Below are 25153 nucleotides of genomic sequence, written 5' to 3' on the forward strand. Positions count from 1 at the left end.
ACAGCTCCCTCAATTGTATTTACCTATTTATCATAAGGTAATTTTGAGTTTGATTACAAGTCAGATGATTCCAAACAATCCTGTGCATTGAAAAAAACTTTTAAGTCTTGACGAAGATTTTTGATTTTTCCTATTGTATCACTTTCAAAAGTCAATACTAATAATGGTTCGTGTAAGCTCATCCGTAGTAAAAACCAGCCAGCACCGTAGATTCCTTCAGTATTTACCCTTACGCCTTCACTATTATTAGGTTCAATGGTCAAATCGGGCATACCTTTAATAAATTTACTAAATTTTTCGATTGTGTCTAATCCTATTTTTTTAATGGGTTGAGTCAGAATACGAAAACGGACTTCATCCGTTTCTAACGGTTGTTCCAACGCTTCAATTAAGCTTCCAATTTTTTTATTTTCTTTGCGCAAACGAGCATCAGCAATTAATATTTTTGCAACTAAATAAGCACCATCATCTAAAAAGTAGTTTTCTTTAAGTGCTGCATGCCCACTTGTTTCTATAGCTAAAGAAGTATGGATACCTTCATGGTTTAGCTTTAATGCTTGATTGATGACATTACGGTATCCTGTTAGGTAACGATTCTGATTGCCACCTAATTCTTCTATAAAGGTTTTCAAATGTTCTGAAGTAGCTGAATTTGTTACAATTGTCGTTCCTGGATTCTCATCTATAAGAATAGCAGATATAACAGCTATCAAGTTGTTCCTATTTAATGGAACACCCTCATGGTCGACTAATGCAGATCTGTCTACATCGGTATCAAAAATAATTCCTAAATCAGCCTGATGCTTTAAAACTGCTTTTTGAATGCTAGTCATGGCTTCCTTGTTGTCTGGATTAGGGATATGATTTGGAAATGTCCCGTCTGGATCTAAAAATTGACTACCTGAGATAGTTGCACCTAATTTTTCTAAAACTTCAGTTGCAAAAAAACCTCCAGCTCCGTTACCTGCATCTACAATAATGTGTCTACCAGCTAACGGTTTTTCATGGCTTTTAACATCATTTATCCCTCGTTTGATTTTTTCTCTCAAATCGGCTGCGTAGACTTTTAGTAAATTAGCCTTTTTTACAGTTCCCTTACTTTCTGCATCAGTTAGTTTTTTCACATCAGCGTTTTTTAAAATAAACTCAATATCTTCATGTTCTGCTCCGCCATCTTTTGTAAATATTTTTAAGCCATTGTATTCGTAAGGTAAATGACTCGCAGTAATCATAACTGCTGCATCACAATTAAAATCTTTGTATTGTGTTGACATGAACATGGCTGGCGTTGTAGCTAGGCCGACATCAACAACATCAATTCCTAGTTTGATTAACGTATTCATTGCGATTTTTTGAATTCTATTAGCAGACAGTCGACTATCATAGCCTATCGCAACTTTTATACTATTCGTTTGGTAATTTAATTTTTTAATGTCTTTTAGCCATACTAATAAACCATAGCTGATTTGTTCAATTCGTTCATCGGTTAACGTTTGTTCATTATTTTTTGTTTGAATAGCAATTCCTCTAATATCAGATCCATTTTGTAAGTTTGTTAAATTAAATTCAGATAGTGTTGCCATGATGAACCTCCCTTTATACATTTATCCATTTGTGTAAATAATCATACATCTTAACTGCATCTTCTCCATTTTTCGAAATAATCAAACAGGTATCATTACCAGCAATTGTTCCTACTTTTTCAGGAAAATCAATAGCATCCATTAAAGCTCCGATAACATGAGCATTACCTGGAATAGTCATCAAGATGGTCAGAAATTCAACACGCGTTAATTTAATCACAACCTCACTTAGAGATGATTGTAGTTTTTCTTCAGTAGACATTTTATTATTTTGGAAAAGAGCATACTTAACGTTTCCACTGGAAGTCGTCGTTTTCACTAAATGCATTTCTTTGATATCACGTGAAATCGTTGCTTGTGTTGCTTCTACTCCCTCTTCTTTTAAGTAGTGCAATAGCTCTTCTTGTGTACCCACATCATAGTTATTAATGATTTGCTTTATAGCTAGTTGTCTATTAGGTTTTTTCATACTGCAAGACCTCCTCATAATTAAACGATTTAATGATATTATACCAAAAAAAGGATGAATACGCTTAGATTTATTGAATTATCTATAAAAGAAATGAATAAAAATTCTTTTTTAAAATCAATGGAATTAATGTAAATACTTTGCTATAATTAATTAACCAGAAAAAAATATTGATTCGATGATAAAGAGAGTATTGATTTAGGTTGTTCACAGCGAATTGGGATAGTGTGAGCCAATGACAAACAAATCAAGAACCGCACTTTTGAGAAAATAATTTGAAACTAGTAGAATTATTCGGTTTTGTTTGCCGTTATCTAAAAACAAGTGGTTTTGTCCTTTAGATAAAACAACAAGAGTGGTACCGCGGGCTCAACCTCGTCTCTTTTTTGATTTATTTGTAAATCAAATCAGGGCTTTTTTTGTATTCTGGAGCTTCAATTAATAGATAGATAAAGTAGCTATAAATAGGAGGAATAAAAAATGAATTATAAATTACTCGTTGCCACTGCTCTACATGAACAAATTGGTGAAACACTTACTGTTGATAAAATTTTTAACTTACTTGAAAAACCTAAAACAGCTGAACATGGTGATGTAGCTTTCCCAACATTTATATTAGCAAAAGTCTTTAAAAAAGCTCCTCAGCAAATTGCTGCAGATTTGGGTGGAAAAATCTCTTCATCCATTATCGAAAAAACGGAAGTCGTTGGACCTTATTTAAATTTTTTCTTGGATAAAAAAACAGTTAGTGCTGCTGTATTAGCAGATGTTTTAACACAAGGAGAACATTATGGTGACTTAGCCATTGGTGAAAACCGGAATGTTCCGATTGATATGTCTTCGCCTAATATTGCAAAACCTATTTCAATGGGACATTTACGCTCAACGGTTATCGGAAATGCTTTGGCTAATATTTACAGCAAAGTTGGTTACCAGCCAATTAAAATTAACCACTTAGGCGACTGGGGAACTCAATTTGGGAAACTAATTGTTGCTTATAAATTATGGGGAAATGCAGACGCTATTGATGCTGAGCCAATTACTGAATTATTGCGACTTTATGTTAAATTCCATGCAGTAGCTGAGGAACAAACAGAATTAAATGAAGATGCTCGTGTATGGTTCAAAAAATTAGAAGATGGCAATGAAGAAGCCGTTTCCCTTTGGGAATGGTTCCGTGAAGAATCATTAAAAGAATTCAACCATATTTATGATTTGTTGGATATCCAATTTGACGCTATCAGTGGCGAAGCTTTCTATAACGATAAAATGGACGAAGTTGTCGAATTGCTCGAAGAAAAGAATTTATTAAAAATCAATCAAAAAGCTAGTATTGTTGATTTAGATAAATACAACTTAAACCCTGCATTAATCAAAAAATCTGATGGTGCCACTCTTTACATCACTCGTGACTTGGCAGCAGCCTTTTACCGTAAACGGAATTATGACTTTGCACAAAGTTTGTATGTCGTTGGAAATGAACAAAGCAATCACTTCAAGCAATTGAATGCTGTGTTAAAAGAAATGGATCTTAGCTGGGCAGATGATATGCAACATATTGCCTTTGGTTTAATAACTCAAGGTGGGAAAAAATTATCTACACGTCAAGGTAAAATCGTGTTACTTGAAGAAGTTTTAAATGAAGCTATTAACTTAGCTCATAAACAAATTGCAGAAAAAAATCCTGATTTACCAAATAAAGACGAAGTCGCTAGCCAAGTTGGAATCGGCTCTGTTATCTTCCATGATCTTAAAAATGATCGCTTAAATAACTTTGACTTTGTATTAGAAGAAGTTGTTCGTTTTGAAGGCGAAACTGGTCCGTATGTTCAATATACTAGAGCTCGCGCAATGAGTATCTTACGCAAAGCTGGAAATCCAACAGACATTAACCTTAATGATACCTATGCTTTAAATGACGCTTATAGTTGGGAAATTGTAAAATTATTACAAGAGTATCCAACCCTTGTACAAAAAGCTTATGAAAAACGTGAACCGTCAGTTATTGCTAAACATTCTCTACAGTTAGCTCAGGCTTTCAATAGATATTATGCAAATAGCAAAGTACTAACTGAGGATTCAGAAAAACCCGCACGTTTAGCTTTAGTCAAATCAGTCGCAACAATCTTAAAAGAGGATTTGAGACTATTAGGAGTAAAATCTCCTGATCAAATGTAAAAAGTTCATTAACTTTCAAAAATGACAGCAACCAAAAACAACCTGTTAACTAATGATAGAATTAGTTAACAGGTTGTTTTTTGGCATCCGTTTTTTATTTCCCTGACTTTTCTGCTGATTCTATCTCTCCATCCATAATTTGTTGCTTAAACCCTTCAATTTTATTTATTATTTCTTTTGAAAGTTGACCACCAGTTAAACCAACTCCATCTTGAGATAAGCCATAATTTAATACTTCTCCCCTAGGAAAATCTCCTTTTGATGCTCTGTCCGCAATATCTTGAATTGCCTTTCCCGTACGTTTTAATGTGGAAGTAAGCGTGCTATTTCCTTCGTTGTATTTACCTTCCTCAGCTTGGTCACAATCTGCACTAATAACCCATTTCTTAACATTTGGGTTTAAGTGCATCAAATCTTCCGCCTCAGAAAATACACCATTACCTGAATCCCTTGCTACTTAGAAGATGACATCTGCTCCACTTGCATACATTACAGCTGCAATAGCTTATCCTTTTGCAGAATCAGCGAACGAGCCTACGTATTCAACCTGAACCTTTCTATTGGGTTTTACTATTTTTACTTCTTGAACAAATCCTGCTTCAAATTTATCGATAGCCTCCGATTCTTGACCACCAATAAATCCTACTTTATTAGATACTGTTGTTGCAGGAGCTACAACACCTGCTAAAAAAGCTGATTCATTGTCTTTAAAAACTAATGAAGCAACATTGTTTGTTTTTGGCATAGCAACATTAATAATAGCAAAATTTGTTTCAGAAAATTGAGGCGCTACTTCTATAATAGCTTCAGTCAATTTAAAACCCATTGCTACAACAGTATCAAATTTATTATTAGCTAGTGTTCGTAAATTCATGACATAATCAGAAGCGGATTCAGCTTGAATAGAGTCGTAACCTTGAATCCCTTTTGATAAAACATTCTTTTCACCTCATGCTTCTAACCCTTCCCAAGCTGATTGGTTAAACGATTTATCGTCAATACTACTAAAGTCAGCTGCTAATCCAACAGTGCTAGGCTTTTTTTTGTTACTTTTTGCTTTAGCAGTATTCTCGGCTCCGCATGCTCCTAATAAGATACTGATACTAACTACAGCTGTGACAAGGCCTAAAGAATCATTTTTTCAAATTTAATAACTCCTCCATTTTACCATTTTTTTCTTTACACTTTCATCCTATCATTTTAAAAAACTCTTCAAAATTAAACACGATAAATTATAAAAAAATAGTTTCGAACATTCGTTTTTAAGACATAAAAATAATTTTTTTTTATGATTAAGAGGTTAATAACTGTTTTTTAATAAAAAACACAAAGGGATAGTTATCTTTTTATTGCAATCAGTTTTCAAAAGAATTATGATGGTAAATGGCATCATTTTTTATTAATTTTAGGAGGAAATAGTTTGAATAAATTTTTTCAATTAGAACAAAATAATACGACTGTGCAAACAGAAATTTTAGCAGGTTTAACTACCTTTTTAACAATGGCTTACATCATTGTAGTTAATCCTGTTATATTATCAGCAGCAGGTATTCCCTTTAATCAAATCTTTATGGCAACGATAGTCTCAGCAGTAGTTGGAACGACTTGGATGGCTTTAGCTGCTAATTATCCCATTGGAGTGGCTCCTGGACTAGGGTTGAATGCTTACTTTGTGACCGTTGTTGCTAGTGGTGTGGATTATAAAACAGCTTTTTCTTCTGTTTTTGTAGCCGGTGTTATCTTTTTGTTACTATCTTTTACAACTTTCAGAGAAAGATTAATTGGAGCTATACCTGAATCTTTAAAATCAGCTATTGCGGCAGGTATTGGTTTATTTATAGCTTTTGTGGGTTTACGTCTCTCAGAGGTAGTTGTTGGAAATGAAGAAAATTTAGTGGCTTTGGGGAACTTAAAAGATCCTAGTGTATTACTGACTTTATTTGGTATTATTTTAAGTATTAGTTTAATGATTTTAAATGTAAAAGGTGCTTTATTTATTGGAATGATTGTTATCACAATTATTAGTTATTTTATGGGTATGATTCAATTTGACGGGATTATTGCTATGCCAGATTTTGGTTCTGATTTAATGATTACTAATCCAATATCTCCATTTATAGACATTGTTTCCAATGGTTTGTATGGTGCCGTTATTTCATTTTTATTAATTACTATTTTTGATACTACAGGAACAATGATTGCCGTAACAAAACGAGCTGGCTTGATGAAAGATGGAAATTTGAAAAATGCTAAGCAAGCATTGCTTTCAGACGCAATTGGAACAACAGTAGGCGCAGTTTTTGGAACTAGTCCGACGACAGCATTTGCAGAATCCGGAACAGGTGTTGCAGCTGGAGGACGTACCGGTTTAACTGCTTTGACAATTGCCGTGATGTTTGCATTGTCGAGTTTCTTTTATCCTTTATTTAATGTAATTTCAAGTGTACCCGCTATTACTTCTCCTGCTTTAGTCATTGTTGGTACGGTTATGATGGCCAGTACAGCTGAAATAAACTGGTTTGATTTATCAGAAGCATTTCCAGCCTTTATCGTCATTCTAACTATGCCTTTAACGGGAAGTATTGCCACAGGTTTGGCATTAGGCTTTATAAGCTACCCTATTACGAAATTTTTTAGTGGACAAGCAAAATCTGTTCATCCTTTTGTTTATATTTTTGCTGTTCTTTTCATTATTCAACTCTTTTTCTTAAGCTAAAAAAAATCCTTATTTTCTCTATTATTGAGAAAATAAGGATTTTAATTTATCTACTTTTAACTAACAAATCAATAGCTTCTTGAATACTCTCTTCATGACTAGAACTATTATCAGCGACACATTCTACTAGATTTTCAGCTACTATAATCCCCATAGCTCGGTCAATACTCGTACGTATAGCAGATAATTGTGTGACAAGATTTTTACAGTCCTGCCCCTCTTCAATCATCTTTAAAACACCTCTCATTTGACCCTCAGATCTTTTTATCCGATTGATTACTTTTATATTTGGTTTATATTCATTTTTTTTATTTTCCAACTAAAAACACCTCCTTAGTACATTTTAATCCCTATTATTTTTTTTTTGATTTCTCTTTAAAGTAAATTTAGTTGGAACAGGATCATACCCACCACGAACAAATGGATGGCATCTTAATATTCTAGCGGTACCCATTACTGTTCCTTTTAAGGAACCATGTCGTTCAATAGCTTCAATTGTATAACTTGAACAGGTTGGATAATAACGACAAGTCGGCGGAAACATCGGAGAAATACCTTTTTGATAGCCTTTGATACTTTTGATAAGAATTTTTTTCATACTTTCCCTCGCCTTCTCACTATCCATTATACCCGTCCCCGTATATTTTGTAAAGCCTAATGCTTATTTTATGCGTAGATTAATGGCATTTCTATAAATTATTTTAAGTTAATCGTTTCAAAATCAAGAGAATCATTAGTTGCTCTCTCTTCTGATTGTGCCTTGTACATTTTAGCGTACTCGCCATTCAAACTTAATAAAGTAGCGTGGTCTCCTCTTTCTACTATTTCCCCTTTATTCATAACCAAGATTTGGTCTGCATATTGGATGGTAGATAATCTATGGGCAATAATAAATGTAGTTCTACCTTCTTTCACAACGTTCATAGCATTTTGAATTAATTCTTCTGTTTCCGTATCAATGTTAGCAGTAGCTTCATCTAATATTAAAATTGCTGGATTAAATGCTAGTGCACGAGCAAAAGAGATTAACTGTTTTTGTCCAGATGACAAAGTACTCCCCTTTTCTGTTACAGGTTCATCAATCCCTAAAGGCATATCTCGCAATAGGACTTCTCCACCAACAGCTTTAATAGCCTCTTTAACTTTTTCACGTGATATTGTTGGATCATTTAACGTAATATTTGATGCAATTGTTCCTTTAAATAAATAAGGATCTTGTAACACAATTCCCATTTGCTTCCGTATACTTTTTCGTGAAATAGATGTCGTAGTATAGTCATCTAGATAAACAGCACCTTTATCAGGATCATAAAAACGAAAAAGCAAGTTTATAATAGAACTTTTACCTGATCCAGTGTGACCTATTAAAGCTGTTGTTTCTCCTTTTTTTGTTTTAAAGTTGATATTTTTCAATACATAATCGTCTTTTTTATAAGAAAAATACACTTGGTCAAAAACTATTTTATTCTTTAATGACTCAAAATCTTGCTTACTTTCTACTTCAACTGGTAAATCAACTATATCAAAAACACGTTCTGCTGATGCTAACGCAGTTTGTAAATAAGACCATTGAGAAACAATTCCTTGTATCGGTTGAAATAAACGAGTAGTATAATCAATGAAAACGTACAGAACTCCAACTGTTACTATAAGCGACTCATCTAGATAGCTCCTTCCGAAATATAAAATCAATAGTAGCAGTGAAAAGCTTTTTATAACCTCTACAAAGCTATAAGATGCGATTGAATCTAATAACACAAATTTTTGACTGTAATCAAACCATTTGTTATTAGTCTCATCAAATTCTTTTTCAATCGATTCTTCTTGTTGAAAAGCCTGAATAATGGTCATGCCTCGAATCGTTTCATTTAACTTTCCATTTATTTCTCCAACTAATTGGCGAATTTTTTTATTAACTGGTGCTGCATATTTTTGGTAAATAATTGCCCAAAATAAAAATATAGGGATCAATGCAAACGATAGTAAAGCATAAAAACTATTTAACTGAAATAAAGCAATATAGATACCGATTAAATAACTAAAATTTGTTAACATTTGGCCAACTGAAATTACATAAAAAATACGAAGTTGTTCCGTATCGTTCGTTATACGAGAAACAATTTTACCAGCGGCAACTGTATCAAAATAACGAATTGGCAATTTTTGTACGTGAGTGTATAATTCATTCCTTATTAACTTTACAACTATATTAGCACCTACAGTTAACAATAAGAAACTGAAATAGCGAAAAAGTGCTGTTAAGAGAGCCAAAATTAAAAAAATACTCAAAAACACCAACAATTTATTTGCTTCAAGCGACGATTCACCTGAAGGCGCAATAATATCATCAATCACATAACGAATGACTAGTGGACCGCTTAAATCAGTTATTACAGCTAGATTTAATAGTATCAGTCCTACTAAAAAATAGCTTTTTTTCTTCATTGAATAAGACCAAAGTATTTTTAAAGTTTTCATAAAATTTATTCCTCCTCTTTCAATTGCTGACGAATAAATTGTTTTTCGTACCAACCTTTTTTGTCCATTAATTCTTTGTGTGTCCCTTTTTCAGTTATCATACCGTTATCCATCACAATAATTTGTTTTGCATGATAGACAGAAGATAAACGATGAGTGATAATAATGGTTGTTTTATGTTTTCGGTTTTGTTTTAAATTGTGAATAATCTTTTTTTCTGTCTCAACATCAACAGCTGATAAAGAATCATCTAAAATTAAAATAGCTGAATCTTTAATTAAAGCCCTAGCAATAGCTATCCGCTGTTTTTGACCACCCGAGAGTGAAATACCTCTTTCTCCAATTTGAGTATCCACTCCCTCTGGCATTCTATCGATATCTTTTTCAAAGTTTGCCAATCTTAATGCCTCTTTTATTTCTTTTCCTGATGCGTCTTTTTTCCCAAAAGCAATATTATCACGAATTGTACCAGAAAATAAAATATGTTCTTGAGGGACATATCCAATTTTTGAACTTAGGTGCTCTTGCTTTATCTCACCAAGCGGAACATCTCCGATGGTAATCTGTCCTTGGCCACTCGGGAATTCTCTTAATAATTGACGAATAAGTGTTGTTTTTCCACTTCCTGTTTTGCCAACAATTCCCAAGGTTGTGTCTCTTGGAACTTCCAAATTAATTTGTTTTAAGCTCAGTTTCTTTGAATCTGGATAACTAAAAAAAACCTGTTCAAATTTTATCGTTTCATTTTCCAAAATATTCTTATAGCCTTTATTCTCCATTTGATCATCTGCATTCAATACTTCCATCACACGATCCATCGAAGCATTTCCTTGTTGGAGTAGATTAATTAGTTCACCTATTGACTGAATTGGCCAAATCAACATACTAAGATAAACTTGAAATGAAACTAACTGTCCAATAGTTAGTTCGTTTCTAGAAACTAAAATAGCTCCTAATCCAAAGGCAAGGACATAACTTAGTCCCAATGTAATTTTTATTAGTGGTTGAAAAGCAGAATTTATTTTTGCAACAGAGATGTTTTTTTGTAAAACCTCTGATGTTTTTGAATCAAACTGAGCTGACATAGCTTCTTGTCTTCCATATGCTCTTATAACTCGGATACCTTCTACGGCTTCTAATACTTCATCATTAATTTCAGCAAAAGCATCTTGCGATTCTTTATAGCGGACATGTACCTGATCACCTAATCTTTTTAATAAGTATCCTAATATAGGTAGCGGTAAAATACAGGCTAAAGTTAGCTTCCAAGACACCGATAAAAACATGGTTAAAAGAATAACACCAAAAAAAGCTGTAGAATCCATCGTAATCATAATGCCATATCCAGCCATTTCAGAAATAGCATCCAAATCATTTGTAGCCCGTGCCATTAAATCACCTGTTCTAAATTTTTGATAAAATACAGAACGCATCTTTAAAAAATGATTCATTAATTGTCCGCGTAACTTATTAGTTAACACATTTTTCCCGCCAAATAGTTGATAACCCCAAAAAATTTCAATTCCATAAGAAAAAATAATAGAAAAAATAAATAAAAAAGTTTGTCTAATCAATATTTTATCTGTTAATTCATTCAAGTAAATTCCATCGATTACCTGTCCAATAATAAAAGGAGGAATCAAAACGAGTCCATTTCCGATCAACATAGCAAAAATTGCCCATCCATATCTTTTTTTATTCTCTAAAAAAAAAGGAGTTAGCTTTTTAAATAAATGAAACATCATAAAACCTCTTTTCTCTTAATCCTCTTTATTGTAGCGGTTACAAAAAATGATGGCAAGTCTGTTGTAAGCCTTCTTCATTTCATTCACTAAACAATTTTTTATAAACCATTTACGGAATAAAAAAAATACTAAAGAGCCAATCCTCTTTTTAGTATTTTTTATTGGTATTAATCTAACTTATCATTCTCGTAGTGGTGTGTTAATTCCATATCCATAAAATTTTGTTGACGTAGTGCTTCATATACTAAAATAGCTGCTGTATTGGATAAGTTCAACGAACGTACATGCGTATCATCCATAGGAATTCTTAAGCAATTTTCTTCGTGCTTTCTCATAAATTCTTCTGGTAAGCCTGTTGTTTCTTTTCCAAACATAAAATAGTAGTTTTCTTCTGGATTAGAATAATTTGGTTCACTATATGTACGATGCCCAAATTTAGTAATCAAGTACAGATAATCGCTTCCGACCGTCTCCATGAAAGCCGATAAATTGGGATGATACGTAATGTTTACATCATTCCAATAATCTAATCCTGCTCTTTTAAGATGTTTATCATCTGTTGAAAAACCTAATGGTTCAATCAAATGCAAATGTGTGTTCGTACCGGCGCATGTTCTGGCTATATTTCCAGTATTAGCTGGTATTTGTGGTTCAAATAATACAATATGATTCGTCATGTAACGCATCCCCCTGAATATTACTTTCTTTTTTCTTTTTTTATATGAATAGAAGCAATAGCCTGACTTATTTCAACTTTAGCTTCTTCGTCTATTTCGCTTTCTAATGCTTCTTCTAAAAATTCAATAATCATTTCATCTTTATAAGAAACAATCTTAGCTATCGACCAGGCTGCTGTTCCACGAATAACAGGACGTGGATCTTTCTCCACACAATGTAGCAAATCAGGTAAAGCTGATTTGTCACGATAGTTTCCCAAAGCAATAATCGCATTTCTTTGTATGGGTTTCTTTCCTCGCCATGAACCAGCCATGTAGCCAAAGGTTTCTTTAAAGTCTCTATTGCTTATAGTAAGAAGCGGTTTTAATTTCGGCATAACAGTCTCTGGGTCTGGTTCCATTTCTGGATGAAATCGAGCATTTTTTCCCTTGTTATATGGACAAACTACTTGGCAAATATCACACCCATAAATGACATGTCCCATTCGTCTGCGAAATTCTTCAGGCATCATGCCTTTTGCTTGAGTTTGGTAAGAAAGACATTGTTTCGCATTCATACGTCCATCTCCCAATAAAGCTCCAGTAGGACAAGCACCCACGCATCTTGTGCAGTCACCACAACCAAAAGGAATCTCTTCATCAATTGGGAAATTTAAATTAGTTATAATTTCACCTAAATAAACATACGAACCAAATTCCTTGGTAATCAACAAACCATTCCTACCAACAAAACCTAGTCCTGCTCTTTTAGCAACAGCAACATCTACTAATTCGCCCGTATCAACCATTGGCTTATAAGTAACTGAATCGCCAGCTTCTTTACGAATATACTCAATTAACTGATTCATTTTCTCTCGTAAAATAACATGATAATCCGTTCCCCAAGAAGCTCGAGCAAATTCGCCACGTCTTTCACCTTTTATACGCTCTGGAGGATTTTCTATTTTAGTCGGATAGGCTAAAGCAATTGAAATAATGGAACGTGGGCTTTTGAAAATCAATTCAGGATGAATTCGTTCTTTAATGTTCTTGTGTTCAAATCCAGAATGGTGTCCTTTTTCTTGTTGGGCTATCAGTTTATTTTCTAAATCTGAAAAAGGTTCTGCCGTTGTAAAACCAATTTTGTTAATTCCTAATCGTTGACTTTCTTCAATAATTTTTTCTTTCAACTCTACCTGTAAAATGACCAAAACAGTTCACTCCCTCCATTAAAACTCTTTATATATTCTAGCATAACAGCTTAATAAAAAAGTGTGTTTTTCATTTGCTTTATTTAAAATTAATTATAGCTATATTTTTAATGAAATAAAAAAAACGTATCATTTCGGTGTCCAGCACTGCGAAATGATACGTTAATGATGCATTATTAACTTTCACTAACTTTTATCAAAATCTGATGGATTCCTGATAAAAACGAATGAATAATAATAGCTTATACGTAATATAACACCCACAGGTATAACTTGCAAGATAGAATTTACCTTTTTAATTATATAAATTACGTTATATAAATATATTTTCTTTACATTTAAAATACTGTCACGCTTTATTCTTACCTATTAATAAACAAACATCAACAGTAACACTTGATAATGGATGATCTAATGCATATTGCTTTGCTTCTGTACTAGCTCCCCAACTTAAAGGCGTCATCTCCATTAAATCTAAAAAGTCTTGTCTTGTTAAAGAAAATGAATAGCTAATTCGTTTTGTTTCAATTTCTAAAAAATGTTCTTTAAACTTATCAACAACTAACTGATTAGAATAGGTTTGTTTTTCTTTTTGATCATGATAAAGTAACTTTCGTAGTTCAATCAAATAATCTTTTTCGGGAACAACTTTTATAATAATTCCATTCGATTTTAGTAAACGTTCAAATTCTTCATAATTTGAAGGCGAGAAGATATTTAATAATGTATCGTATTTTTTTGTTGCAAAAGGAGATTGGGCTAAGTCTGCCACACAAAAAAGAGCACTTGTAAAGTTACCAGCTGCTAATTGTATAGCATCTTTAGATATATCAAATCCAATTTTATTTCCAGATAAACCCAATTGTGTTAAATAATCCAACTGAGATCCTTCACCGCAACCTACATCTAATAAACTACCATCTTTCTTATTTTCAATGTGTTCATAAATCGCTTCTAACAAAGGGTTGAATAGACCGGCTTGCGCAATCTTATACCTCGCTTCTAGCATTTTTTTATTGTATTCATTTTTTGAACCTTTTGATAAGAAATAGAGGGTCCCTTTTTTTGATAAGTCGAATGAATGACCATTTGTACATTTTAAACTATGTTTTTCAATTTTTTTAATTTTAAAATGACAGACTGGACATTCGAATAAATCCATATTATTTTGTAAAAATTGATTAGCTAATTCTATTTTTTTCACACTATACCCTCTTTCTAAATATTGTGTTCATTTAAATAATGGCTCACTTGTTATTTTCTATATTATAGCATTATTGAGCTCTCAAAGCTTTAGTTTTCAGACATGTTGCTTTTTCATTTTTTTAAAAAAGTAGTATCATTTGCCACTTTTTGGAGTGAATGTTATAACTAATATAATAAGATGTTTATTTTGAGAGGATGATGAAAATGCCATGGAATATGACTGATTACCCAGCTTCTTTAAAAAAAATCGACCCATTACTCCGAAAAAAAACGATCGACATTGCTAACGCTTTGCTAGAAAATGGTTATAAAGATGACCGTGCAATTCCTATTGCAATTTCTCAAGCTAAAGAATGGATAAACAATGCTAGCGAAAAAGAAATATACGAACTAAAAAAAGAGAACAATCTTAATAAAAATGATAAACATGAGACATCTGGCGGGAACATTGATTTATTAGATAACGATGTAATTGTTTTTTATACTGCTGATCGATGGGCAGTAAAAACAAAAGGAGCTAAACAAATTAGTGAAACTTTTGATATGAAAATCAGAGCAGTGTCACGTGCTAAAGAGATTGCAGCCAACAAGGAATCAAAAATTATAATTTACAATAAAGATGGTACTAGAGAAAATTAAGAGTCTTATTTTTTATATGAATATGAAATTTAAAAGAGAAGTCATCCCAAAAAAGTGGGATGACTTCTCTTTTTTAAATCTATTTCATATTTTCTTTTAAACTAACCATCTCAATGCACAATCCAATTGCATCCATCGCTTGTTCTAAATCAGTTAGTTCGACTGAAGTCGGAGCTAAACGAATACTATTATCTTTTGGGTTATCTCCTTTCGGATAGGTTGCTCCTGCTTTAGTCACTTTAACTCCAATCTTATCCAGTGATTCAACAATTTTCGTAGCACATCCATCCATAGTTGTTAAATGGACAAAATAACCACCTTTTGGATCGCTCCAAGTTAACAAATCACTACCTTTAAATCGCTCATTTAATTTTTTTTGAATCAAATCAAATTTAGGTTTTAATATAGTGGCATGTTTCTGCATATGTTTTGCTAATTGTTTCCTATTTCCCAAAAATTTTACATGTCGCATTTGATTTAATTTGTCAAAACCGATAGTCTGATAACTTAATTCTTTTGCTAACATAGCTGTATTTTTTCCTGAAGCAGCCACTGCTGAAACACCTGCTCCTGGAAAAGTAATTTTTGAAGTTGAACAAAACATCCAGGGGCGTTCTGGATAACCAGCTTTTTTACATGCTTTTAATATATTTTTTGCAACTTTAACATCCTCAGTTAAATGGTGAACAACATAAGCATTATCCCACATAATAGTAAAGTTTGATGCTTTAGTAGGCATTTTTGCTAAACGGTCAACAACTTCATCTGAATAAATAATACCGGTTGGATTACTATAGGTAGGAACACACCAAATTCCCTTGATAGATGCATCTTGGACTACTAAACGTTCAATTTTTGTCATATTTGGTCCATTTTCATCCATCTCAACTGGAATCATTTCGAAACCTAACTTTTCAGCCATTGAAAAATGTCGGTCATAACCTGGGCTTGGACATAGGAACTTGATCGGTCCATCTTTTTTCCAAGGTGTTGATCCCATAAATAATTTTGTTGTTAAAACTAAATACATTAAACTCAAACTTGAATTGCCACCAATAATTATTTCTTCCATTTCTGATCCTAAAATAGTAGAAAATAATTTTTTTGCTTCTAGAATACCGGTTAACTCTCCATAATTACGGATATCAATTGTATTATTGCTCAGAAAGTCTTCAGGTTTTTTAAGTATACCTAACATTTTCTCAGACAACATCAACTGATCTTCGCTCGGGATACCCCGTGTAATATTTAAATTCATTGGATTCTTAACATATTCATTGTATTCTTCTTCTAGAAAAATTAATTTTTGATTCCTTGGTTTTTTTTGAAAATTCATCTATCTGTTCCTCTTCTCTTAAATAGCATTCTTTATAAAATTATAACGAAGTTCTACTTAGATATCAAAAGTATTTTTCTTCAAATATAAATCAATTAAGCACAAGTACTAGCTATATAATTAAACAAAGAATAGATTAGTTGAAAAATTCAAAATAATCAATATGTTACTTTTTAATCTTTTATAGTGTTATTCATCGCTATTAAAACTTCATTTGGTAGAATATCCAAGCCACCCTCTACATTCATTTCTATAATATGATCAACTCTCATTTGTAATCTTTCACGAACTAGTTCTTTATAGGCCTTATCTTCGAAATCTGGTTCATACCCCTCTATTTTCATATAACTCAAATGTTCAATAGTCCCAAAAGATTCAAATTTTGCTGTTGCGTCTACAATACTTTCAATACTTCCAAGCGTAATAGACGGTGTAATTTTTTTATCTAAGAAGAACCCCGTGTTGATGATGTAGCAATCAATTCCATTTACTTCAAAAAGATACTTAAACTGTTCATAGTCTTCTGATAACGGGTATACTCTAAAAGGATTAGCATATGGCACAATGACTAACTTATTCATATCTACACCTTCTTTTAAGCGCTCAGCTGTCGAACGTTTTGTAGCGAGTGTAGCACCAAAACTAGCTGCTAAAATCGGATCATCAACTTTAATAACTGGTGGAAGGCTATCATCTTTCATAATCCAGTAGATAGCATTAATTGGTTCCTCGAATCGATCAACTCTATTCGGTGTAGAATAACGCGATTTCACGGTACGTCCATTTCCATTTCTTACATCTTCAGTCAACAAGACCTTATTTTTAGCACTATCTAATGTTACAGCCACATTTTGTGCCGTTACAAAGTAATCTACTTCTTCATGATCTGAAGGGTAATCTTGTGTCTTATCAAAATAAGAAGGTTCTAATGCAATTGATGATCCATCTGTTAACGAAATAATAAACGCATCATCATGTAAGACTTCAATTGGGTATTTGCCATCATGCTTAGCATGTGTCAGTGTTGATTTACCTGATCCAGATAAACCAAAGAAAGCTGAAACATAATTCGTATGATCAGAAAGCTCGAATTTTTTTTGTCCACCATGACAAGAAGCAAAACCAATTCTATGAGCCGTTCCCCATGCCAAAGTTAATGTTGCTTTTTTTAATTCCCCAAAATAATTCATCCCCAGAATTATAGCTGCATTATGATCTGTATCAAAATAAGCTAAGCCAAGAGGATAATCGGGATGTTTCCAGTAAGGATCAGAATAAATATAAATATCTCCTGCATCTATCTCATGTGAATGAGAATACATATCATTATAAAACTCATTTGTAATTTGAAAATTTAGTAACCAAGAATACAAATTATTTTCCTGCCCTGCTGGAACAGAAAGATGGGCTTTAATCATAAATTCTTTATCTAAACCCACGTATGCACTCGCTTTATAACGTTTTTTTAAAGATCCTTGATAAACAGCCTCTCTAGTAATTCCAGCTAATTTTATATCCTCTTCTTTATTGTTGCCAACAATTCTTCTCGCAATAGCGGTTCTCCCAACAATTGCTCCGCCATTTTCTACTAATACTTTTGCATCGTTTGGAAGACCTAATTTTTCTGGATATTTTACTAACAAATCTGTCACTATTGTACCTGGAGATTGCCAAGCTAGATCATATGCTTGGCTTATATTCGTTATTTCTTTCACATTATTACTGTACATAGCTGTCTCGACCACAGAACGTAATGGTGAAAAAATAGGGTTCTCTTTTATAATTTCTGATTTTTGAAAAGTTTCTTTTGTTGACATCTAATCCGCTCCCTTATAAAAAGATATAAAAACAACACATCTTAATAGAAATATTAAACTGAAATCCTCCTTTTCATTATTATATCTAAAACAGTGTTTATAATTAAATCGTTTTCATTAATTACTCTTATCATATCAAAAATACCATTAACTTTACAATAAAATGATACAGAAGATAATATTAAAATAATTAGGGTTCTATTTAGTGTAGCTACAGAAATTCATTTTCATACAAAAAAAACACCACAACGTTATAAAAACGTTTGATGTCTTGTTTTATACCGGCGGCCGGAATCGAACCGGCACGCCCTCGCGGGCACAGGATTTTGAGTCCAGCGCGTCTACCAATTCCGCCACGCCGGCAAGATAGGTAAACAATCAATAAAATCGAATAAGGCGGTAACCGGATTTGAACCGGTGATGGAGGTTTTGCAGACCTCTGCCTTACCACTTGGCTATACCGCCATCCTTAAATTTGATTGTTTAAAAAATAAAATAAAACTGGGCTAGCTGGATTCGAACCAACGCATAAGGGAGTCAAAGTCCCTTGCCTTACCGCTTGGCTATAGCCCAATAAAAAAAGGCGACTGATGGGGATCGAACCCACGTATGCCGGAACCACAATCCGGTGCGTTAACCACTTCGCCACAACCGCCATAATAAAAGGTTTATTTTAAAAAGTAACACAGGGATAGTAGGATTCGAACCCACATCGATGGTTTTGGAGACCATAATTCTACCATTGAACTATATCCCTATAAAAAAAGGATCCCTTGCTTAAAAAAATGGTGGAGGGGGGCAGATTCGAACTGCCGAACCCGAAGGAGCGGATTTACAGTCCGCCGCGTTTAGCCACTTCGCTACCCCTCCGCTATTTAAAAATGGTGGCCTGGGACAGAATCGAACTGCCGACACCTTGAGCTTCAATCAAGTGCTCTACCAACTGAGCTACCAGGCCTAAATATGTTTTTATAAAAAACAACGGTCTCGACGGGAATCGAACCCGCGATCTTCTGCGTGACAGGCAGACATGTTAACCCCTACACCACGAGACCTTTAAAGTTAAACATGGAGGTTGACGGGATCGAACCGCCGACCCTCTGCTTGTAAGGCAGATGCTCTCCCAGCTGAGCTAAACCTCCGGTAATACAAAATGACCCGTACGGGATTCGAACCCGTGATACCGCCGTGAAAGGGCGGTGTCTTAACCACTTGACCAACGGGCCAAAACTAGTATAACGGAGAGTAAGGGATTCGAACCCTTGAGACAGTGTGCACCGCCTACATGATTTCCAATCATGCTCCTTCGGCCGCTCGGACAACTCTCCAAGGTAGTTCTAATAGAACTCTCTATTTATTTTTCCATAGATAACTATGTACTCCGCAAGCAGGATTCGAACCTGCGACATCATGATTAACAGTCATGCGCTCTACCAGCTGAGCTATTGCGGAATGATGAAGATGCGCGGCAGCGTCCTACTCTCACAAAGGGAAACCCTTCACTACCATCGGCGCTAAGAAGCTTAACTGCTGTGTTCGGCATGGGAACAGGTGTGACCTTCTTGCCATCGCCACCACACATCTTACATATAAGAGAACGTTGTTCTCTCAAAACTGGATAGTGTTTAACTATAAGGGCTTAAAACCGTTTCTTCATCGTTTAAAAATTGGTTAAGTCCTCGACCGATTAGTATTGGTCCGCTCCATACATCGCTGTACTTCCACTTCCAACCTATCTACCTGATCATCTCTCAGGGGTCTTACTCACTTACGTGATGGGAAATCTCATCTTGAGGGGGGCTTCACGCTTAGATGCTTTCAGCGTTTATCCCGTCCACACATAGCTACCCAGCGATGCTCTTGGCAGAACAACTGGTACACCAGCGGTGTGTCCATCCCGGTCCTCTCGTACTAAGGACAGCTCCTCTCAAATTTCCTGCGCCCGCGACGGATAGGGACCGAACTGTCTCACGACGTTCTGAACCCAGCTCGCGTACCGCTTTAATGGGCGAACAGCCCAACCCTTGGGACCGACTACAGCCCCAGGATGCGATGAGCCGACATCGAGGTGCCAAACCTCCCCGTCGATGTGGACTCTTGGGGGAGATAAGCCTGTTATCCCCAGGGTAGCTTTTATCCGTTGAGCGATGGCCCTTCCATACGGAACCACCGGATCACTAAGCCCGACTTTCGTCCCTGCTCGACTTGTAGGTCTCGCAGTCAAGCTCCCTTCTGCCTTTACACTCTACGAATGATTTCCAACCATTCTGAGGGAACCTTTGGGCGCCTCCGTTACACTTTAGGAGGCGACCGCCCCAGTCAAACTGCCCGTCAGACACTGTCTCCCAGCCAGATTATGGCTGTGGGTTAGAGTGGTCATACAGCAAGGGTAGTATCCCACCATTGCCTCCACCAAGACTAGCGTCCTGGCTTCATAGGCTCCTACCTATCCTGTACAAGCTGTACAAACACTCAATATCAAACTGCAGTAAAGCTCCATGGGGTCTTTCCGTCCTGTCGCGGGTAACCTGCATCTTCACAGGTACTATAATTTCACCGAGTCTCTCGTTGAGACAGTGCCCAAATCATTACGCCTTTCGTGCGGGTCGGAACTTACCCGACAAGGAATTTCGCTACCTTAGGACCGTTATAGTTACGGCCGCCGTTTACTGGGGCTTCAATTCTGAGCTTCGCTCGAAAGCTAACCCATCCTCTTAACCTTCCAGCACCGGGCAGGCGTCAGCCCCTATACGTCATCTTTCGATTTAGCAGAGACCTGTGTTTTTGATAAACAGTTGCTTGGGCCTATTCACTGCGGCTGACCAATTGGTCAGCACCCCTTCTCCCGAAGTTACGGGGTCATTTTGCCGAGTTCCTTAACGAGAGTTCGCTCGCACACCTTAGGATTCTCTCCTCGACTACCTGTGTCGGTTTGCGGTACGGGCAGATTGTTTCTAACTAGAAGCTTTTCTTGACAGTGTGACATCAGGAACTTCGGTACTTAATTTCCCTCCCCATCACAACTTGTCCTTAATAGAGGCAAGCATTTGACTCACCTCAAGACTTGTTGCTTGGACGCACATATCCAACAGTGCGTATTCCTTAGCCTACTGTGTCCCTCCATTGTTCAAACAAAACAAACTGGTACAGGAATCTCAACCTGTTGTCCATCGTCTACGCCTATCGGCCTCGACTTAGGTCCCGACTAACCCTGGGAGGACGAGCCTTCCCCAGGAAACCTTAGTCATTCGGTGGACGGGATTCTCACCCGTCTTTCGCTACTCATACCGGCATTCTCACTTCTAAGCGCTCCACCAGTCCTCACGGTCTAGCTTCGACGCCCTTAGAACGCTCTCCTACCATAGAACCTAAGTTCTATCCACAGCTTCGGTGTTATGTTTAGCCCCGGTAAATTTTCGGCGCAGGGTCACTCGACTAGTGAGCTATTACGCACTCTTTAAATGATGGCTGCTTCTGAGCCAACATCCTAGTTGTCTAAGCAACCCCACATCCTTTTCCACTTAACATAAACTTTGGGACCTTAGCTGGTGGTCTGGGCTGTTTCCCTCTCGACTACGGATCTTATCACTCGTAGTCTGACTCCCGGATATAAATCAATGGCATTCGGAGTTTATCTGAATTCGGTAACCCGAGAAGGGCCCCTAGTCCAAACAGTTGCTCTACCTCCATGATTCTAATTCCGAGGCTAGCCCTAAAGCTATTTCGGAGAGAACCAGCTATCTCCAAGTTCGATTGGAATTTCTCCGCTACCCACACCTCATCCCCGCATTTTTCAACATACGTGGGTTCGGTCCTCCAGTGCGTATTACCGCACCTTCAACCTGGACATGGGTAGATCACTTGGTTTCGGGTCTACGACCACATACTCATTCGCCCTATTCAGACTCGCTTTCGCTACGGCTCCGTCTCATCAACTTAACCTCGCATGGGATCGTAACTCGCCGGTTCATTCTACAAAAGGCACGCTATCACCCATTAACGGGCTCTAACTACTTGTAAGCACACGGTTTCAGGTGCTGTTTCACTCCCCTTTCGGGGTTCTTTTCACCTTTCCCTCACGGTACTGGTTCACTATCGGTCACTAGGGAGTATTTAGCCTTGGGAGATGGTCCTCCCGGATTCCGACGGAATTTCTCGTGTTCCGCCGTACTCAGGATACTGATCAGAGTGAACGAAGTTTCAGTTACGGGGCTTTTACCCTCTTTGGCGGACCTTTCCAGGTCGCTTCTCCTACTTCGTTCATTTATGACTCTATGTGTTCAGTCCTACAACCCCAGAAAGCAAGCTTTCTGGTTTGGGCTATTCCCGTTTCGCTCGCCGCTACTCAGGGAATCGATTTTTCTTTCTCTTCCTGCAGGTACTTAGATGTTTCAGTTCTCTGCGTCTACCTCTATTGACCTATGTATTCAGTCAATAGTAACACCCGATAAAGAGTGCTGGGTTTCCCCATTCGGAAATCTCTGGATCAAAGCTTACTTACAGCTCCCCAAAGCATATCGGCGTTAGTCCCGTCCTTCTTCGGCTCCTAGTGCCAAGGCATCCACCGTGCGCCCTTATTAACTTAACCTATGGTCATGTTAACTACTTCATTCACCTCATGGTGAAGAAATACATTAAAAAATAAAACGCGATGTTTTCTTGGTTTCTTGCTTTTCTTACATGTTAAACACTATCCAGTTTTCAAAGAACAACTAACTTACTGTTTGAGAAGATTAGACCTCTCAAAACTGAGCAAAGTAAAACAACTGTGACGGTTCCGTTATATCCTTAGAAAGGAGGTGATCCAGCCGCACCTTCCGATACGGCTACCTTGTTACGACTTCACCCCAATTATCTATCCCACCTTAGGCGGCTGGCTCCCAAAAGGGTTACCTCACCGACTTCGGGTGTTACAAACTCTCGTGGTGTGACGGGCGGTGTGTACAAGACCCGGGAACGTATTCACCGCGGCGTTCTGATCCGCGATTACTAGCGATTCCGGCTTCATGCAGGCGAGTTGCAGCCTGCAATCCGAACTGAGAATGGCTTTAAGAGATTAGCTTGACCTCGCGATCTTGCGACTCGTTGTACCATCCATTGTAGCACGTGTGTAGCCCAGGTCATAAGGGGCATGATGATTTGACGTCATCCCCACCTTCCTCCGGTTTATCACCGGCAGTCTCACTAGAGTGCCCAACTGAATGCTGGCAACTAATAATAGGGGTTGCGCTCGTTGCGGGACTTAACCCAACATCTCACGACACGAGCTGACGACAACCATGCACCACCTGTCACTTTGTCCCCGAAGGGAAAGCTCTATCTCTAGAGTGGTCAAAGGATGTCAAGACCTGGTAAGGTTCTTCGCGTTGCTTCGAATTAAACCACATGCTCCACCGCTTGTGCGGGTCCCCGTCAATTCCTTTGAGTTTCAGCCTTGCGGCCGTACTCCCCAGGCGGAGTGCTTAATGCGTTAGCTGCAGCACTGAGGGGCGGAAACCCCCCAACACTTAGCACTCATCGTTTACGGCGTGGACTACCAGGGTATCTAATCCTGTTTGCTCCCCACGCTTTCGAGCCTCAGCGTCAGTTACAGACCAGAGAGTCGCCTTCGCCACTGGTGTTCCTCCATATATCTACGCATTTCACCGCTACACATGGAATTCCACTCTCCTCTTCTGCACTCAAGTTCTCCAGTTTCCAATGACCTTCCCCAGTTGAGCTGGGGTCTTTCACATCAGACTTAAAGAACCGCCTGCGCTCGCTTTACGCCCAATAAATCCGGACAACGCTTGCCATCTACGTATTACCGCGGCTGCTGGCACGTAGTTAGCCATGGCTTTCTGGTTAGATACCGTCAGGGGATGAGCAGTTACTCTCATCCTTGTTCTTCTCTAACAACAGAGTTTTACGATCCGAAAACCTTCTTCACTCACGCGGCATTGCTCCGTCAGACTTTCGTCCATTGCGGAAGATTCCCTACTGCTGCCTCCCGTAGGAGTCTGGGCCGTGTCTCAGTCCCAGTGTGGCCGATCACCCTCTCAGGTCGGCTACGTATCATTGCCTTGGTGAGCCATTACCTCACCAACTAGCTAATACGCCGCGGGTCCATCCATAAGCGGCAGCCGAAGCCACCTTTCATCCGTTCGCCATGCGGCAATCAGAATTATGCGGTATTAGCATCCGTTTCCGAATGTTATCCCCCACTTATGGGCAGGTTACCCACGTGTTACTCACCCGTCCGCCACTCCTCTTTCCAGTCGAGTGCAAGCACTCAATAGGAAAGAAGCGTTCGACTTGCATGTATTAGGCATGCCGCCAGCGTTCGTCCTGAGCCAGGATCAAACTCTCATAAAAGTTGAACCAACCCGTTAGGATTGCTTCGCTTTTTAACGATGCTTGAAGCTCATTAAAATGACTTGCTAGCGAATAATTATTCACTTTGTTTCTTTTGGTTCGACCCTTGGTCGAACCGCCGTACACAGTTTATTGTTTTACTTTGTTCAGTTTTCAAAGGTCTAATTTGTTTGCCGTTGTCGTTTTGACAACTTCTAAATATTACCAGAAGTTATTTAATTTGTCAACAACAAAATTGAATTTATTTTTTGGATTTTTATTCATCTTACTAAATAAATAACTGATTTATTGCCTCCACATTTTATCATGATATCTACAATCAAGTCAACAACAATATCGACTTATTTATTTTATCAGATACCTATATTTTCTTATTGGCAACTCATAGTACTTTACAGGGTAAATCATATCTTGTCAATCACTTATTAACTTAATTTCTCTTTTTTATTTTCAAATTTTAAAACTATATCGCTAATTTTAAAAAATAATATTCTTTGTTCAAACTAATTTATTTTGCTTCATCTGTGTACTGTCTAGGTTACACAATATTTTTTATATTTCTCATGTTAAAGAATTACTTAGACAAAAGAACGTTTATTCTTGATTCAATAGATCACGTTCTGTTTGTCGTTGCTTGTAGTACTCTCTTTTAAAATAGAATAAAAATAAGTATGCATTATTCATGCCTGACATTAGTTCATATCCCTATTTAAAAAATTGATTAAATACAAAACAAGTGTGAGATTCTCATCGCGAAATGAGAAT

14 protein-coding genes, 12 tRNA genes, 3 rRNA genes, 1 pseudogene and 1 other annotated feature are annotated in these 25153 nt (G+C 36.7%); of the genes and pseudogenes, 3 read left to right on the forward strand and 27 right to left on the reverse strand.

The window, feature by feature from the left end; all coding sequences use genetic code 11:
- Positions 1 to 53: 53 nt before the first annotated feature.
- Both BR44_RS02650 and argR read right to left on the reverse strand, forming a co-directional pair.
- Positions 54 to 1583, reverse strand: a complete 1530-nt coding sequence (locus BR44_RS02650) for a phosphohexomutase domain-containing protein (RefSeq protein WP_034550417.1) — start codon at positions 1581 to 1583, stop codon at positions 54 to 56.
- 13 nt (positions 1584 to 1596) lie between these two features.
- Positions 1597 to 2052, reverse strand: a complete 456-nt coding sequence (gene argR, locus BR44_RS02655) for an arginine repressor (RefSeq protein WP_034550418.1) — start codon at positions 2050 to 2052, stop codon at positions 1597 to 1599.
- Between the two features lie 169 nt (positions 2053 to 2221).
- Positions 2222 to 2438 (forward strand) — a binding site (T-box leader).
- Between the two features lie 94 nt (positions 2439 to 2532).
- Here argR and argS point away from each other — a divergent pair.
- The gene (gene argS, locus BR44_RS02660; protein WP_034550420.1) at positions 2533 to 4230 is read left to right on the forward strand and encodes an arginine--tRNA ligase; all 1698 of its coding nucleotides are present in this window, start codon (positions 2533 to 2535) and stop codon (positions 4228 to 4230) included.
- A gap of 94 nt (positions 4231 to 4324) precedes the next feature.
- On the opposite strand, the pseudogene BR44_RS02665 reads toward argS, so the two are convergent.
- Positions 4325 to 5152: pseudogene (locus tag BR44_RS02665) on the reverse strand (BMP family lipoprotein).
- 498 nt (positions 5153 to 5650) lie between these two features.
- On the opposite strand from BR44_RS02665, the gene BR44_RS02670 reads away from it, so the two are divergent.
- Entirely contained in the window at positions 5651 to 6946 is a 1296-nt protein-coding gene (locus BR44_RS02670) for an NCS2 family permease (RefSeq protein ID WP_034550423.1), read from the forward strand.
- A gap of 46 nt (positions 6947 to 6992) precedes the next feature.
- On the opposite strand, the gene BR44_RS02675 is transcribed toward BR44_RS02670, so the two are convergent.
- The 7 genes from BR44_RS02675 to BR44_RS02705 all read right to left on the reverse strand — a co-directional run bounded on the left by BR44_RS02675 (position 6993) and on the right by BR44_RS02705 (position 14240).
- A complete protein-coding gene (locus BR44_RS02675; protein ID WP_034550424.1) occupies positions 6993 to 7265 on the reverse strand; it encodes a metal-sensitive transcriptional regulator in 273 nt (90 codons plus the stop codon).
- A 24-nt stretch (positions 7266 to 7289) separates the two neighbouring features.
- Positions 7290 to 7544 (reverse strand): membrane protein insertion efficiency factor YidD, encoded by a 255-nt coding sequence (gene yidD / locus BR44_RS02680; protein WP_034550427.1) that lies wholly within the window; start codon positions 7542 to 7544, stop codon positions 7290 to 7292.
- 98 nt (positions 7545 to 7642) lie between these two features.
- Positions 7643 to 9424 (reverse strand): ABC transporter ATP-binding protein, encoded by a 1782-nt coding sequence (locus BR44_RS02685; protein ID WP_051912479.1) that lies wholly within the window; start codon positions 9422 to 9424, stop codon positions 7643 to 7645.
- Positions 9425 to 9429: 5 nt separating this feature from the next.
- The gene (locus tag BR44_RS02690) at positions 9430 to 11166 is read right to left on the reverse strand and encodes an ABC transporter ATP-binding protein (RefSeq protein ID WP_034550429.1); all 1737 of its coding nucleotides are present in this window, start codon (positions 11164 to 11166) and stop codon (positions 9430 to 9432) included.
- Between the two features lie 170 nt (positions 11167 to 11336).
- On the reverse strand, positions 11337 to 11846 hold the full coding sequence (trmL, locus tag BR44_RS02695; protein ID WP_034550431.1) for a tRNA (uridine(34)/cytosine(34)/5-carboxymethylaminomethyluridine(34)-2'-O)-methyltransferase TrmL: 510 nt from the start codon (positions 11844 to 11846) through the stop codon (positions 11337 to 11339).
- 20 nt (positions 11847 to 11866) lie between these two features.
- On the reverse strand, positions 11867 to 13036 hold the full coding sequence (gene queG, locus BR44_RS02700) for a tRNA epoxyqueuosine(34) reductase QueG (protein WP_034550432.1): 1170 nt from the start codon (positions 13034 to 13036) through the stop codon (positions 11867 to 11869).
- A gap of 349 nt (positions 13037 to 13385) precedes the next feature.
- Positions 13386 to 14240, reverse strand: a complete 855-nt coding sequence (locus BR44_RS02705; protein WP_034550435.1) for a methyltransferase domain-containing protein — start codon at positions 14238 to 14240, stop codon at positions 13386 to 13388.
- Positions 14241 to 14446: 206 nt separating this feature from the next.
- On the opposite strand from BR44_RS02705, the gene BR44_RS02710 reads away from it, so the two are divergent.
- Complete coding sequence (locus BR44_RS02710) at positions 14447 to 14881, forward strand: DUF2188 domain-containing protein (RefSeq protein ID WP_034550438.1); 435 nt, start codon at positions 14447 to 14449, stop codon at positions 14879 to 14881.
- A gap of 79 nt (positions 14882 to 14960) precedes the next feature.
- Here the strand turns inward: BR44_RS02710 and BR44_RS02715 are convergent, their stop codons facing one another.
- The 17 genes from BR44_RS02715 to BR44_RS02795 form a co-directional block, all read right to left on the reverse strand.
- Positions 14961 to 16217: an aspartate aminotransferase type Ic gene (locus BR44_RS02715; RefSeq protein WP_034550440.1), complete on the reverse strand. Its 1257-nt coding sequence runs from the start codon at positions 16215 to 16217 to the stop codon at positions 14961 to 14963.
- A gap of 173 nt (positions 16218 to 16390) precedes the next feature.
- Complete coding sequence (locus BR44_RS02720) at positions 16391 to 18034, reverse strand: phosphoenolpyruvate carboxykinase (ATP) (protein WP_034550442.1); 1644 nt, start codon at positions 18032 to 18034, stop codon at positions 16391 to 16393.
- 279 nt (positions 18035 to 18313) lie between these two features.
- Positions 18314 to 18397, reverse strand: a tRNA-Leu gene (locus tag BR44_RS02725).
- 31 nt (positions 18398 to 18428) lie between these two features.
- A tRNA-Cys gene (locus BR44_RS02730) sits at positions 18429 to 18499 on the reverse strand.
- Between the two features lie 36 nt (positions 18500 to 18535).
- Positions 18536 to 18607 (reverse strand) — tRNA-Gln (locus BR44_RS02735).
- Between the two features lie 9 nt (positions 18608 to 18616).
- Positions 18617 to 18689 (reverse strand) — tRNA-His (locus tag BR44_RS02740).
- Between the two features lie 31 nt (positions 18690 to 18720).
- Positions 18721 to 18791: transfer RNA gene (locus BR44_RS02745), tRNA-Trp, on the reverse strand.
- 29 nt (positions 18792 to 18820) lie between these two features.
- A tRNA-Tyr gene (locus BR44_RS02750) sits at positions 18821 to 18904 on the reverse strand.
- A gap of 12 nt (positions 18905 to 18916) precedes the next feature.
- A tRNA-Phe gene (locus BR44_RS02755) sits at positions 18917 to 18992 on the reverse strand.
- Positions 18993 to 19016: 24 nt separating this feature from the next.
- Positions 19017 to 19089 (reverse strand) — tRNA-Asp (locus BR44_RS02760).
- 14 nt (positions 19090 to 19103) lie between these two features.
- Positions 19104 to 19176, reverse strand: a tRNA-Val gene (locus tag BR44_RS02765).
- Positions 19177 to 19188: 12 nt separating this feature from the next.
- Positions 19189 to 19260: transfer RNA gene (locus BR44_RS02770), tRNA-Glu, on the reverse strand.
- A 13-nt stretch (positions 19261 to 19273) separates the two neighbouring features.
- Positions 19274 to 19362 (reverse strand) — tRNA-Ser (locus tag BR44_RS02775).
- A gap of 51 nt (positions 19363 to 19413) precedes the next feature.
- Positions 19414 to 19486: transfer RNA gene (locus BR44_RS02780), tRNA-Asn, on the reverse strand.
- A gap of 11 nt (positions 19487 to 19497) precedes the next feature.
- Positions 19498 to 19613: ribosomal RNA gene (gene rrf / locus BR44_RS02785) — 5S ribosomal RNA — on the reverse strand.
- Positions 19614 to 19701: 88 nt separating this feature from the next.
- Positions 19702 to 22622 (reverse strand): 23S ribosomal RNA (locus BR44_RS02790).
- Between the two features lie 204 nt (positions 22623 to 22826).
- Positions 22827 to 24388: ribosomal RNA gene (locus BR44_RS02795) — 16S ribosomal RNA — on the reverse strand.
- The 16S, 23S and 5S rRNA genes sit together here with 12 tRNA genes alongside, the layout of an rRNA operon.
- Positions 24389 to 25153 lie beyond the last annotated feature (765 nt).

This window comes from Carnobacterium funditum DSM 5970 (genome assembly GCF_000744185.1).
In the GTDB taxonomy this organism is placed as follows: Bacteria; Bacillota; Bacilli; order Lactobacillales; family Carnobacteriaceae; genus Carnobacterium_A; species Carnobacterium_A funditum.